At 59.5% G+C, this 11,625-nt stretch carries 13 protein-coding genes; 8 read left to right on the top strand and 5 right to left on the bottom strand.

Going from position 1 to position 11,625, the window contains the following annotated elements; genetic code table 11:
• The first annotated feature begins 24 nt into the window (after window positions 1–24).
• The 7 genes from folE2 to AC1DQM_RS09260 are packed head-to-tail and all read left to right on the top strand — an operon-like array spanning window position 25 to window position 6,161.
• On the top strand, window positions 25–921 hold the full coding sequence (folE2, locus tag AC1DQM_RS09290; protein WP_477746062.1) for a GTP cyclohydrolase FolE2: 897 nt from the start codon (window positions 25–27) through the stop codon (window positions 919–921).
• On the top strand, window positions 918–1,586 hold the full coding sequence (locus AC1DQM_RS09285; RefSeq protein ID WP_111453097.1) for a metal ABC transporter ATP-binding protein: 669 nt from the start codon (window positions 918–920) through the stop codon (window positions 1,584–1,586). Before folE2 ends, AC1DQM_RS09285 begins: the two co-directional genes overlap by 4 nt.
• Complete coding sequence (locus AC1DQM_RS09280) at window positions 1,586–2,452, top strand: metal ABC transporter permease (RefSeq protein ID WP_138866549.1); 867 nt, start codon at window positions 1,586–1,588, stop codon at window positions 2,450–2,452. The genes AC1DQM_RS09285 and AC1DQM_RS09280 overlap by 1 nt, the downstream gene beginning before the upstream one ends.
• 11 nt (window positions 2,453–2,463) lie before the next feature.
• Entirely contained in the window at window positions 2,464–3,339 is an 876-nt protein-coding gene (locus tag AC1DQM_RS09275) for a metal ABC transporter substrate-binding protein (RefSeq protein ID WP_096479338.1), read from the top strand.
• Window positions 3,336–3,896: a gamma carbonic anhydrase family protein gene (locus AC1DQM_RS09270; protein ID WP_477746061.1), complete on the top strand. Its 561-nt coding sequence runs from the start codon at window positions 3,336–3,338 to the stop codon at window positions 3,894–3,896. The genes AC1DQM_RS09275 and AC1DQM_RS09270 overlap by 4 nt, the downstream gene beginning before the upstream one ends.
• 2 nt (window positions 3,897–3,898) lie before the next feature.
• Window positions 3,899–5,236, top strand: coding sequence for a dihydroorotase (locus AC1DQM_RS09265; protein ID WP_477746060.1), 1,338 nt, complete (start codon window positions 3,899–3,901; stop codon window positions 5,234–5,236).
• Window positions 5,237–5,270: 34 nt separating this feature from the next.
• The gene (locus AC1DQM_RS09260) at window positions 5,271–6,161 is read left to right on the top strand and encodes a His/Gly/Thr/Pro-type tRNA ligase C-terminal domain-containing protein (RefSeq protein ID WP_477746059.1); all 891 of its coding nucleotides are present in this window, start codon (window positions 5,271–5,273) and stop codon (window positions 6,159–6,161) included.
• Between the two features lie 78 nt (window positions 6,162–6,239).
• Here AC1DQM_RS09260 and AC1DQM_RS09255 read toward each other — a convergent pair whose 3' ends face one another.
• A complete protein-coding gene (locus AC1DQM_RS09255) occupies window positions 6,240–6,761 on the bottom strand; it encodes a DUF3617 domain-containing protein (protein WP_019580360.1) in 522 nt (173 codons plus the stop codon).
• A gap of 132 nt (window positions 6,762–6,893) precedes the next feature.
• On the opposite strand from AC1DQM_RS09255, the gene cls reads away from it, so the two are divergent.
• A complete protein-coding gene (cls, locus tag AC1DQM_RS09250) occupies window positions 6,894–8,333 on the top strand; it encodes a cardiolipin synthase (RefSeq protein WP_477746058.1) in 1,440 nt (479 codons plus the stop codon).
• Here cls and cfaB read toward each other — a convergent pair.
• From cfaB to bufA2, 4 genes are all read right to left on the bottom strand, one after another.
• Window positions 8,330–9,514: a C17 cyclopropane fatty acid synthase CfaB gene (cfaB, locus tag AC1DQM_RS09245; protein WP_018927348.1), complete on the bottom strand. Its 1,185-nt coding sequence runs from the start codon at window positions 9,512–9,514 to the stop codon at window positions 8,330–8,332. The two genes, cls and cfaB, sit on opposite strands and share 4 nt — an antisense overlap.
• Before the next feature lie 71 nt (window positions 9,515–9,585).
• The gene (locus AC1DQM_RS09240; RefSeq protein ID WP_477746057.1) at window positions 9,586–10,386 is read right to left on the bottom strand and encodes an HvfC/BufC family peptide modification chaperone; all 801 of its coding nucleotides are present in this window, start codon (window positions 10,384–10,386) and stop codon (window positions 9,586–9,588) included.
• Window positions 10,377–11,222 carry an MNIO family bufferin maturase gene (bufB, locus tag AC1DQM_RS09235; RefSeq protein WP_477746056.1) on the bottom strand — a complete coding sequence of 282 codons (846 nt, stop codon included), beginning with the start codon at window positions 11,220–11,222 and terminating at the stop codon, window positions 10,377–10,379. The genes AC1DQM_RS09240 and bufB overlap by 10 nt, the downstream gene beginning before the upstream one ends.
• 65 nt (window positions 11,223–11,287) lie before the next feature.
• On the bottom strand, window positions 11,288–11,542 hold the full coding sequence (gene bufA2 / locus AC1DQM_RS09230) for a BufA2 family periplasmic bufferin-type metallophore (protein WP_018927345.1): 255 nt from the start codon (window positions 11,540–11,542) through the stop codon (window positions 11,288–11,290).
• Between the last annotated feature and the right edge of the window lie 83 nt (window positions 11,543–11,625).

Here is an 11,625-nt window from a genome sequence, read left to right as displayed (position 1 = left end):
TCAACTCCCACGATGGACCTGCTCATGAATGCGCTGACTCTGCCGGATATCGCCGCGCAGGCCTCACGCCAAACCCTGCCACTCGATTGGGTGGGCATGTGCGGCATTGCTCTTCCTGTTTTATTCGATGGCCAGCGACTGAGTGCAAAAGCCGACGCTGGCGTTAGCCTCGACGATGGAGAGGCGCGTGGCATCCATATGTCGCGGCTGTACCTGGCGCTGGAAATGCTTGAGCAGGAAAACCTTTCACCCGCGTTGTTGCGGCGAGTCTTGCTGAGTTTTCTCGAGACTCATGAAGGACTTTCCCACAACGCTTACCTAAAAATTCACACCGAACTTCTGCTCAAAAGACCCGCGCTCGTCAGTCCGTTGGCCGGCTGGAAAACCTATCCGGTGAGCATCGAAGCGAGTCTGAAAAACGCGATGTTCCACGTGGAACTAAAAATCGACGTTCCATATTCCTCAACCTGTCCATGCTCAGCAGCGCTCTCGAGGCAGTTGATTCAGCAGCAATTCGTTGATGACTTCGCCAATCAACCATTGCAACACGAAGACGTTCTGGCTTGGCTCGGTTCCACGAAAGGCATCGTCGCGACGCCGCATAGCCAACGCAGTAATGCGCAATTGCAGCTGCGTCTGGATGACTATCTGGATGACCTGCCGTTGATCGCCGCGATCAACGACGCGGAAGCCGCTCTCGGCACTGCTGTGCAAACCGCCGTGAAACGCGCCGACGAACAAGCTTTCGCCCTCGCCAACGGTCAGAACCTGATGTTCTGCGAAGATGCCGCGCGACGCTTGAACCTGGCATTGAAACGCTCCCCGGGCATCAACGCCTTTCACGTGCGAGTCGTCCACGCCGAAAGCCTTCACGCCCACGATGCCGTCGCCGAAAGCCGCTGGAACTGGGAGGCCGCATGATCCGATGCCAAGCCTTGCGCTGGGGCGCACCCGGTCAGCCGCTCACTCCAGCAGTTGATTTCGAACTGCCCAAGGGGAGTCTGACCGCCGTCATCGGCGCCAACGGGTCGGGCAAAAGCAGCCTGCTGAAAGTCATCGCCGGCCTGCAAAAGCCACTGGCCGGCAACGTCGTCATTGATGTTCCACGCAAGGGCGGCCTTTCGTTCCTGCCTCAGCAACAACACTTGGACCGGCAGTTCCCCATCAGCCTGCAAGAGTTGGTGGCCGCAGGTTTCTGGGGCAGCAAGCAAACTCCGGAAATTCGCAGCCAGCGACTCAAGGCTGCGTTGGAAGACTGGTGCCTGACCGGTCTGGAGCATCGCCCGTTGATGGCCCTCTCCGGAGGCGAATTGCAACGTGCCCTACTCGCCCGACTGAGCCTTGCCGAAGCGCCCTTGCTGCTGCTCGACGAACCCCACGCCGCGCTCGACGAACTCGGCCAGGCGCTGCTCTGGAAACACCTCCACGCCTGGCATGCAGACGGTCGAACCCTGGTCGTGGTGTGTCATGACCTGGCCGCCGTGCGCCAACAGATTCCACAAGCGCTACTGATCAAAAGCAGCGGCTGCGTCCTCGGCCCCAGTACCGAGCTGATTCGCCAACAACCTCAGACGCAGGTGGCTTGATGATCGCCGCTGCTCACCTTTGGCAACCGTTTCACGAATTCGTATTCATGCGTCGGGCACTGCTGGGAGGCCTTGTTCTGGCCTGTAGTACGGCGCCGCTTGGGGTGTTTCTGATTCTGCGGCGAATGAGTCTGATCGGCGATGCAGTGGCTCACGGCATCTTGCCCGGCGCCGCATTGGGCTTCTGGTACGCAGGCTTGAGCCTGCCCGCGCTGACCATTGGCGGCCTCGGTGCCGGCCTGAGCATGGCCGGACTGGCCGCCTGGATTACCCGCCGCACCGGCTTGCGGGAGGACGCGAGCCTGGCCGCGATTTACCCGATATCGCTGGCCAGCGGCGTGCTGATCCTCGGTATCGCCGGCAAGCGGCTGGACCTGTTGCACCTGTTATTCGGTTCGGCGCTGGCGGTCGATGGCCCGACCTTGACCGGCATGCTCTGGGTCTCGGGCTTCAGCCTGCTCGCCATGGCCCTGATCTACAAACCACTGTTGCTGGACACCCTCGACCCGCTCTTTCTGCAAACCGTCAGCCGTCTCGGGCCGCTGGCTCACGGGGTATTTCTGACGTTGGTGGTGCTGAACCTGGTGATCGGTTTCCAGGCTATCGGCGCGCTGATGGTGGTCGGTTTGATGATGCTGCCGGCCGCCGCTTCTCGCTTCTGGAGTCGTCGTTTGCCGGTGCTGATCATCATCGCCGCGTTGCTCGGCAGCCTCTCGGTCTGGCTCGGATTGTTGCTGTCGTTCTACTACTCGCTGCCCAGCGGCCCGGCAATCGTGCTGGTGGCTGGCGGTTGGTATCTGCTGTCCGTGGTGTTCGGTCCGGTACACGGTTTGCTGCGCCGCCCGCCTTTGCTCACATCCCAATGAGGTGTAATCCGATGCGCGCTTTACTCGTGCTGTTCAGTCTGATGCTGTCGATGTCGCTGTCTGCCGCGGAAAAACTCCAGGTGGTCACCAGCTTCAGCATCCTCGCCGACATGACCCATCAGGTTGGCGGCGACCATATTCAGATCACCAACATGGTCGGTCCGGACGCCGATGCCCACACCTATGAACCGACGCCGGACGATGCAAAGGCATTGCTCAACACCAGACTGATCATCAAGAACGGGCTGGGTTTCGAGCCATGGCTGGACCGCCTGGTGACCAGCACCGAGACCAAAGCCCCGGTCATCAGCGCCAGCCACGGTGTCATCCCACGCTCTCTGGACGAAGACGGCGAAACCATCCCGGACCCGCACGCCTGGCACAACCTGGCGAACACCGAGTTGTACATCAGCAACATCACCAAAGCGCTGATCGCCGCCGACCCTGCAAACAAAGCCGACTACGAACACAACAGCCAGGCCTATCTGAAAAAGATCTACGCCTTGCTCGCCGAGGCTAAAGCCAAGCTCGGTTCGCTGCCGCCGGGTAATCGCAAAATCGTCACCTCCCATGATGCCTTCGGCTATCTCGGTCAGGCTTACGGCATCAACTTCATGGCGCCGCAAGGTCTGTCCACCGAACGCGAACCTTCGGCCGCCGAAGTCGCTGCGCTGATCACACAGATCCGTCAGGCCAAGGTCAAAGCGGTGTTCATGGAAAATATCAAGGACACACGCCTGCTCAAGCAAATCGCTGATGAAAGCGGCGCGCATATCGGTGGCACGTTGTACTCCGATGCCCTCGCTGCAACTGGCCCGGCCAGCACTTTCACCGGGCTGTTCGAATACAACCTCAACACCTTGTACGAGGCATTGAGCAAGCCATGATCCGCAAGAATCCTTCAGGTGATCTGCCGTTGATTGCGGAGTCGGCGTACGTGGACAAAACCGCAATCATCTGCGGCAAAGTGGTGATCGGCGAGAACGTCTTCGTCGGCCCCTACGCGGTGATTCGCGCCGATGAAGTGGACGACTCGGGCGAGATGGAAGCCATCACCATCGGCGCCAATTCGAACATCCAGGACGGCGTGGTGATCCACTCCAAGTCCGGCGCGGCGGTGACCATCGGCGAGTTCAGCTCAATCGCCCACCGCTCCATCGTCCATGGCCCCTGCAGCGTCGGTAATCACGTGTTCATCGGTTTCAACAGCGTGCTGTTCAACTGCGCGGTGGGCGACGGTTGCGTGGTGCGGCACAACTCGGTAGTCGATGGTCGTGACTTGCCTGACGCCTTCTACGTGCCCTCCACCACACGCATCGGCCCCAACACCGACCTGTCGCAGTTCCCACCCGTCAGCGTCAGCGCCTCGGAGTTTTCCGAAGACGTAGCGCGCACCAACGTCGATTTGGTGCGCGGCTACAAAGCCCTGCAGAACGAGTTCTGACCATGAGCAGCGTGCTGATTCGCAACGCCCGACAGGTGAACGAAGGTCGGGAATTCGACGGTGATCTGCTGGTAAGCCACGGTCGCATCGTCAAGATCGCCAGCAGCATCGAAGGTGAAAAAGCCGCCGTGGAAATCGACGCAAACGGCCAATGGCTGCTGCCAGGCATGATCGATGACCAGGTGCATTTCCGTGATCCAGGAGCACCGGACAAGGGCAGCTTCCATACTGAATCTCGAGCTGCGGTGGCCGGCGGCATCACCAGCTTCATGGACATGCCCAACACCTCGCCGGCCACCCTGACCCTCGCCGCGCTGGCAGACAAGAAACGTCGAGCGGCAACTCACTCAGTGGCCAATTACGGTTTTCATTTCGGCGTGAGCAACGACAATCTCGATACCGTCGCCGCGCTCAATCCTTGCGAAGTGGCCGGGGTCAAAGTGTTCATGGGCGCCTCCACGGGCAATATGCTGGTGGACGATCCGCGAATTCTTGAGCGGTTATTCGCCGAGGTGCCGACCCTTTTATTGGCCCACTGCGAACACACGCCCAGCATTGAAGCCAACGCGGCGAACCTGCGAGAGCTGTTCGGCGAGCACCTTCCGCCCGCCGCTCACCCGCTTATCCGCAATGCCGAGGCGTGCTTTCGATCCTCCTCAATGGCCGTCGATCTAGCCAGACGTCACGGCACCCGGCTGCACGTTTTGCACCTGACCACCGCCCGTGAACTGGCACTGTTCGAAGACAAGCCGCTGGCACAGAAACGCATCACCGCCGAGGTTTGTCTGCACCACTTGTTGTTCGACGACCGCGACTACCCGAGCCTCGGCAACCTGATCAAATGCAACCCGGCAATCAAGACCCAGGCCGACCGCGACGCCTTGCGCAACGCACTGTCGGGTAATCGACTGGACGTGATCGGCAGCGATCATGCGCCTCACACCTGGGCCGAAAAACAGCGCCCCTACAACCAGGCGCCGTCCGGTTTGCCGTTGGTGCAACACGCCCTGCCCGCACTGTTGGAACTGGTGGCTGATGAGATCCTGCCGATCACCACCCTTGTGGCCAAAACCAGTCACCGGGTCGCCGATCTGTTTACCATCCCCGACCGCGGCTACCTGCGCGAAGGGTATTGGGCCGACCTGGTGTTGATCAAACCCGAGCCCGATGGCGTGGCCGTTTCCCGGCAACCCATCCTTTCGCAATGTGGCTGGACACCCTTCGCCCGGCATCGCTTTCGCCACAGCGTCAGCACCACGGTCGTGTCGGGACAAATTGCGTGGCACGACAAACGTCTTAATGATAACTGTCAGGGCTTACCGCTACGGTTTATGCGCTGACGCACGTTATCGAAAACATTCGAGAACACCGATCATGATCCACATCACCCTGCCTGATGGTTCATTGCGTGAGTATGACCAACCGCTGTCCGTGTTTGAGGTTGCCGCGAGTATCAGCCTCGGCCTGGCTAATGCAGCGCTCGCGGGTCGGGTGGACGGTGTGCTGGTGGACTGCGGATTTCTGATCAAGTGCGATGCGCGGGTCAGCATCGTCACGTCCCAGGAACCCGACGGTCTGGAGATCCTCCGGCGTTCCTGTGCGCTGATGCTGGCCATGGCCGTAAAACAGCTGCATCCGAATACGCAGTTGCGGGCCGGATCGGCGCTGGGTGACGGCTTCTTTTATGAGTTTGCTTTCCAGCGATCGTTAACCCTGGCCGCTCTGCCAGTGATCGAAGCGCGTATGCGCGAATTGGCGGCGACCAACCATTCGATCCGCCGGCAGGAGCAAACGCCAACCGAAAGGCTATCGCTGTATCGTCTGGGGGACTTCGAGGGTTGCGCGGCAGGCCCGCATGTTCCCACCACCAAAGTGTTGCAGGCCTTTGCACTGGACCACATCAGCGGCACGTTGCAGCAACGAATCTATGGCACGTGTTGGTCCAGCCAACAGGAACTGGACACCTGGCGAGCGCCACCCCAGGTCGTGGTTGTGAATATCGATGAGCGTCAGAGCGATTATGCGCACTCGGTGACCGAAGCGCTGCGCCGGCGCGGACTGCGCGCCAACTCGGATCTGCGTCACGAGAACATCAGCCGCAAGATTCGCCAGCACAGCCAGAAGGTGCCATACCTGTTGGTGGTCGGAGAGAAGGAAAAGGACGGTGGGTTTGTCAGCATGCGCAGTGGCAGCGGGGAGGATTTCGGGGAGAAAGGGATTGAGGCGGTGTGTGATTTGTTGAACCCGCCCAAGACTGGTGCCTGAGCGGACACCTTCGCGGGCGAGCCCGCTCCCACAGGGATCACATATGACCTGGTGGGAACGAGCCTACCCGCAAAGCTTTTAGGCCCTTGGCTTCACTGTGCCGCAATCCTGACCCAACCACACAGCGCGGGTATCGAGGCTACCCTTCTGCTGAATGCCGGTGGCGTTGAAGGTGCCGTTGACCTTGGTGGTGAACTCACGGTCACTCATAAAAGTGGCCACTCCGCTGCCCTGCGCTTTCGGACAGCTGAAACGGAATTTCCACTGGTTACCGGTACGCTCGGTAATTTCCTGCTTGCAGCCCGATTGCGGGTCCGTCAGCGGAATGTTGTCGCTCTTCACCTGCTCAGGTGTCAGGCACGCCCGAATCCCTTTGCCGCCCATGGTGATACCTTGTTTCTCCAGCATCGCCCGCTGTTGGGGGGTCATCTGGTTTTGTAGCTGGCCGAGGATCAATTGCAGATCGGGCATGTTCTGGTCATCGACCTTCATGTTGCTTGAGGTCAACTCCCACAAGCCCGGTTGCAGCATCTGTGCCTGAGCGGCCACAGGAAGTGCCAAACCAAACGCCATGGCCAAACCCAGCAGACGAACGTTCATCGAGTAACTCCTGATCATTAGTGGCCGTTAGACGTCGGCCACGGGCTTCGGTTCATGGGCCAATTAAATAGCGACATTCTGCCCGGAACATGGTCTGTTAAGCATTGAATCTTCAAGGAGCAAGGCTGCCCCATGGATTATTTCGGACCGCATGTATTCGGTTATCTGATCGCACTGTTGCACACACTGGGCTCGATCGCCGCCATCCATGCCGTGTTGACCGTTCGGACCGCTCAGGGCTCGATCGCCTGGGCCCTGTCACTGCTGTTCATTCCTTACCTCACGCTTATCCCCTATCTGGTCTTCGGTCGCAGCACCTTCGATGGTTACATCAAGGCCCGACGGCAAGCCAACGAGGAAATGCGCAAGGCCATCTCCGAACTGAACTGGCGTCCCTGGGTAGAAGAGGCACTGGCTGCGCGTGCCTCCAGCGCTTACGCGTCTTTGCGGGCCATGCCGAAGCTGGGACGCATGCCATGCCTGGCAAACAACGATGTGCGCTTGCTAATCGACGGCCAAGCCACGTTCGATGCAATTTTCGACGCCATCAGCAACGCCCGTGAAGCGGTGCTTATCCAGTTTTTCATTATCCACGATGACCGCCTCGGCCAACGCCTGCACACCCTGCTGACGAAGAAAGCCGCCGAGGGCGTGGCGATTTACTTGCTCTACGACCGCATCGGCAGCCACTCCCTGCCCCACGAGTATGTGCAACCATTGCGAGATGCCGGTATCGAGGTCAAAGCCTTCGCCACCCGCAGCGGCTGGCTCAACCGCTTCCAGGTGAATTTCCGCAACCACCGCAAGATCGTAGTGGTCGACGGGCTTGTCGGCTTTGTCGGCGGGCTCAATGTCGGCGACGAGTACATGGGCGAGAAACCACCCCTGGCGCCCTGGCGCGATACCCACGTGCAAGTTCGCGGGCCGGTGGTGGCCTGCATGCAGGAGTCCTTCGCCGAAGACTGGTTCTGGGCAGCCCGCTCGCTGCCCCCGCTGATCCTGCCAGACGTTTATCCAGATGACGGCGTGCTCTGCCAATTACTGGCCAGCGGCCCGGCGGACTCCTACGAAACCTGTTCGCTATTCTTCGTCGAAGCCATCCATGCGGCGACGGAACGCGTGTGGATCACCAGCCCTTACTTCATCCCCGACGAAGCGGTGTTCGCCGCGTTGCGACTGGCGGTGCTGCGCGGTGTGGATGTACGGATCCTGTTGCCATCGCGGCCGGATCACCGGATCGTCTACGCCGCTTCCAGCCTTTATGCTTTCGAAGCCGTACGCGCCGGGGTGCGCGTGTTCCGTTATCAACCCGGCTTCCTGCATCAGAAAGTAGTGCTGATCGACGACGAGATCAGCGCCATCGGCAGCGCCAACATGGACAACCGTTCGTTCCGGCTGAATTTCGAAGTGATGCTGCTGACGGTCGACAGCGGGTTTGCCGCCGAAGTGGAGCAGATGCTCAACCACGATTTCGCCCAGGCTCACGAAATCGCCAAAGAAGAAAGCCGGGAAACCCACCGCCTGCAACAGGTCGGCATGCGGATCGCCCGGCTTATTTCGCCGATTCTCTAGTTGTAGATGTCGTCGCGGGTCCACGGCAGTTCATGGCTGCCATCGGGATGGGCTTTCACCGCGAGGATTTGATGCAGGTTGATCCAGCCTCTGGCGAAGGCATAGGCGCATCCCGCCAGATACAACCGCCAGATCCGTAGTGCCTGCTCCGGTACCAGTTTGGCGGCGGCTTCCAGATTGTCTTCCAGGCGTTCGCTCCAGTGGTCCAGGGTCCGCGCGTAATGCAGGCGCAGGCTCTCGACATCGACAATCTCCAGCCCCGCTTCGCTGATCTCGGCCGAGATCATCGCCAGGTGCGGCAGTTCGCCGTTGGGGAACACATACTTCTCGATGAACTCACCAGCACCGCGCCCGACCGGACGACCGTCGGTGTGTTTGGCGGTAATCCCGTGGTTCATCACCAGACCGCCCTCTTTCACCGCGCCGAACAAGGTCTTGCAGTATTCGGCCAGATTGGCGTGGCCGACGTGTTCGAACATACCGACGCTGACCACCTTGTCGAAACGCCCGTCCTGAGGCAGATCGCGGTAGTCGAGCAGTTGCAGTTCGATCTGGTCTTCCAGGCCTTCGGCTTTCACCCGCTCACGAGCCAAATCCAACTGCGCTTGACTGAGCGTGATCCCGAACACCTTCGCGCCGAACTCCCGCGCGGCATACCGCGCCAACCCGCCCCAGCCGCAACCGACATCCAGCAGATACTCCCCTGGCTGCAAGCGCAACTTGCGGCACAGGTGGCGAAACTTGGCTTGTTGAGCCTGCTCAAGGGTTTCACTGCCGGTCTCGAAGTAGGCGCAGGAATACGCCATGTCGCTGTCGAGCCACAGCTGATAGAACTCGTTGGAAAGGTCGTAGTGGTAGGAGATGGCTTTGGCGTCGGTTTCCTTGTCGTGAACCAGGCGCACCGGTTGCGCATCGTCGTCTTCGCTGATCAGCGCCTGACTCCATTCATCGCAGACACGAATCACGTCGCTGATGGAGCCTTCCAGCTCCAGTTTGCCTTCGACAAACGCCGCCCCCAGCGCGTCCAGGCTCGGATGGGTGAACTGGGTAACCATGTGCGGGTCCTTGACCACAATGGTGACGCTGGGCGTCGGCCCCAGGTTGAACTCATGGCCGTCCCAGAGTCGCAAGCGAAGCGGCAACTGCAGATTCTGTAAGGCCAGTGGAAGTTGCGCGAGCATGGATAATCCCCCTGATTTTCAGACGTCTGATTTGAGGGTAGTCCATCCTTGAAAAATAGCCGGCTATCGATTTAATAGCTGCTCTCTATGATTCGAGGCTGCAACCAACTGTCCTGAACCCACTGTTTCAGCCATGTAACAGCCTGAAGGGGTGCATCCTCACCATAGATGACTGCTAATTCGGAGCACAGTTCAGCGAAATCCCAGTCGCCCTGAAACAAGCCGTCTAGAGCTGCCGCCTCCGCAGGTTCCAGGCTGCGGTAATGACAAACCAGCCCCGCTCTCCAGATCACCAATACTTGGGGCGCCCCTAACGCTGCACTACCGGGGAACCCGGTTTCATCCTTCACTGCCCGCCACAACGCAACACTGTTGAAAGCACACTCAAGCCATTGCACAGAGGGGCTGGGGCTGACCCGCAACGTCGGCCAGTCTTCAGGCTTCAGGGCGGCCATGTCCTGTATCGTCAGCGGCGCGCCTTCAGGCGCGTCGAACGCGAGCGTGAATGCCCACTCAAGTGCCGCCAACTCCCCCAGCGCTGCACTTTGCTCTGGCACTAAATGCTGTCGAATAAACGACTCGAACCCTTCACCCAGCCACCTCAGGCTGTAATGAACAGACGGACACTGGCGAATGTAAGCCGCCGCGAGCTGCTCGAATTCATCGTCACCCAGCCAATGCCAAATGACCGGATAGTCGCCGCGCAGAACTTCCTGAAGCCTTGCCTGATAGGCGTTGTGATAGATCGCCAGCCCGGTGCTCACATCCAGTGTCGGCCCCCCCATAAGACTCGCGCCTAGCGCGGTATCGGCTGCTGTCTGCTCACCCAGCAGATACGTTTCAAAGGCCAGCTGCCAGTCGTTCAGGCGCATCTCAGTCTCCGGGTCAACACGCTATCACCCAATGCCCGGGCCTTTTGCAACTCGGTAAGTAGCTCTTCAAAAGGCGGGAAATGATCATCGCGTTCCAGCAGTGTCGCGACTGGCCCGAGGTGTTCCAGGGTTTGTTGATAGAGCGCCCAAACCGGATCACTCACCGGCTGGTCATGGGTGTCGATCACGTAATCGCCGTGGTCGCTGTGGCCAGCCAGGTGCAACTGTCGAACCTTTTTGGCCGGCAGCCCTTGAATGAATGTCCACGGATCGAAGCCATGATTGCGGGAGCTGACATAGACGTTGTTGATGTCCAGCAACAGCTCGCAGTCGCTCAACCGGCTGAGCGCATCAAGAAACTCCCATTCGCTGAATTCGTCGCCAGCGCTGCGCACGTAACTGGAGACGTTTTCCAGCACCAGCGGACGCTGCAAGACGTCCTGAACCTGCCGCACTCGGCCGACCACGTAATAAAGACTTTCTTCGGTGTAGGGCAGCGGCAACAAATCATGGAGTTGATGGGCATTGCCGCGGCTCCAACACAAGTGATCGGAGATCCATGCCGGTTCAACTCGCTCCGCCAGAAGTTTCAGCTGTTGCAGATACTGCGGATCGAGGGCATGAGGACCGCCAATAGACAGCGATACGCCATGCATCACTACGGGATACCGTTCGGCAATGGCGTCCAGGTAGTACAGGGCCTTGCCGCCCTGGACCATGAAATTTTCCGAGACCACTTCAAACCAGTCCACGGCTGGCGACTGTTCAAGAATCTGTTGGTAGTAGGCACTGCGCAAACCCAGGCCGTAGCCCAGACAAGAAAGGGAAGCAGACATTTTGCGGACTCCTCGCAAAGTGCCGCAGTGGCAAGAGAGCCACCGCGACGGCATTCGGCAGTCAGTTATTCGCCGACTTTTCCATCGGCCTTCATGCATTCGGCCTGAGTCATTGCCTTGAAGCCATGCCCTTTGCAGACAGCCTGACCTTTGCAGGCGTTTTCGGCTGTCTTGCAGTCATTCATGCCTTTGCACGATGTCACGCCGTAGCAGTGAACCTGTGCAGCGTCGGCGGCCTGAGCCTGAGTGGCAACACCTGCGAACATTGTTGCAGCGGCAAAGGCGAGAGCGGCACCGGCGGTGGCGGTTTTGAAGTTCATTTGTATATCCTCAGTAATCGTCAGGGGTGTCGGCTGGAAGGTTGTTCAGTCCCGACACAGCACTAGAGAGCGCTGCCCTGACG

The organism is Pseudomonas sp. 01L34, from assembly GCF_056400265.1.
This window is presented reverse-complemented; position numbering and strand designations above follow the sequence as displayed.

What these genes read in the sequence shown, in the direction of transcription:
- folE2 (WP_477746062.1), top strand. Translation starts at nt 25, where the DNA reads ATGAATGCGCTGACTCTGCCGGATATCGCCGCGCAGGCCTCACGCCAA.
- AC1DQM_RS09285 (WP_111453097.1), top strand. Translation starts at nt 918, where the DNA reads ATGATCCGATGCCAAGCCTTGCGCTGGGGCGCACCCGGTCAGCCGCTC.
- AC1DQM_RS09280 (WP_138866549.1), top strand. Translation starts at nt 1,586, where the DNA reads ATGATCGCCGCTGCTCACCTTTGGCAACCGTTTCACGAATTCGTATTC.
- AC1DQM_RS09275 (WP_096479338.1), top strand. Translation starts at nt 2,464, where the DNA reads ATGCGCGCTTTACTCGTGCTGTTCAGTCTGATGCTGTCGATGTCGCTG.
- AC1DQM_RS09270 (WP_477746061.1), top strand. Translation starts at nt 3,336, where the DNA reads ATGATCCGCAAGAATCCTTCAGGTGATCTGCCGTTGATTGCGGAGTCG.
- AC1DQM_RS09265 (WP_477746060.1), top strand. Translation starts at nt 3,899, where the DNA reads ATGAGCAGCGTGCTGATTCGCAACGCCCGACAGGTGAACGAAGGTCGG.
- AC1DQM_RS09260 (WP_477746059.1), top strand. Translation starts at nt 5,271, where the DNA reads ATGATCCACATCACCCTGCCTGATGGTTCATTGCGTGAGTATGACCAA.
- AC1DQM_RS09255 (WP_019580360.1), bottom strand. Translation starts at nt 6,761, where the DNA reads ATGAACGTTCGTCTGCTGGGTTTGGCCATGGCGTTTGGTTTGGCACTT.
- cls (WP_477746058.1), top strand. Translation starts at nt 6,894, where the DNA reads ATGGATTATTTCGGACCGCATGTATTCGGTTATCTGATCGCACTGTTG.
- cfaB (WP_018927348.1), bottom strand. Translation starts at nt 9,514, where the DNA reads ATGCTCGCGCAACTTCCACTGGCCTTACAGAATCTGCAGTTGCCGCTT.
- AC1DQM_RS09240 (WP_477746057.1), bottom strand. Translation starts at nt 10,386, where the DNA reads ATGCGCCTGAACGACTGGCAGCTGGCCTTTGAAACGTATCTGCTGGGT.
- bufB (WP_477746056.1), bottom strand. Translation starts at nt 11,222, where the DNA reads ATGTCTGCTTCCCTTTCTTGTCTGGGCTACGGCCTGGGTTTGCGCAGT.
- bufA2 (WP_018927345.1), bottom strand. Translation starts at nt 11,542, where the DNA reads ATGAACTTCAAAACCGCCACCGCCGGTGCCGCTCTCGCCTTTGCCGCT.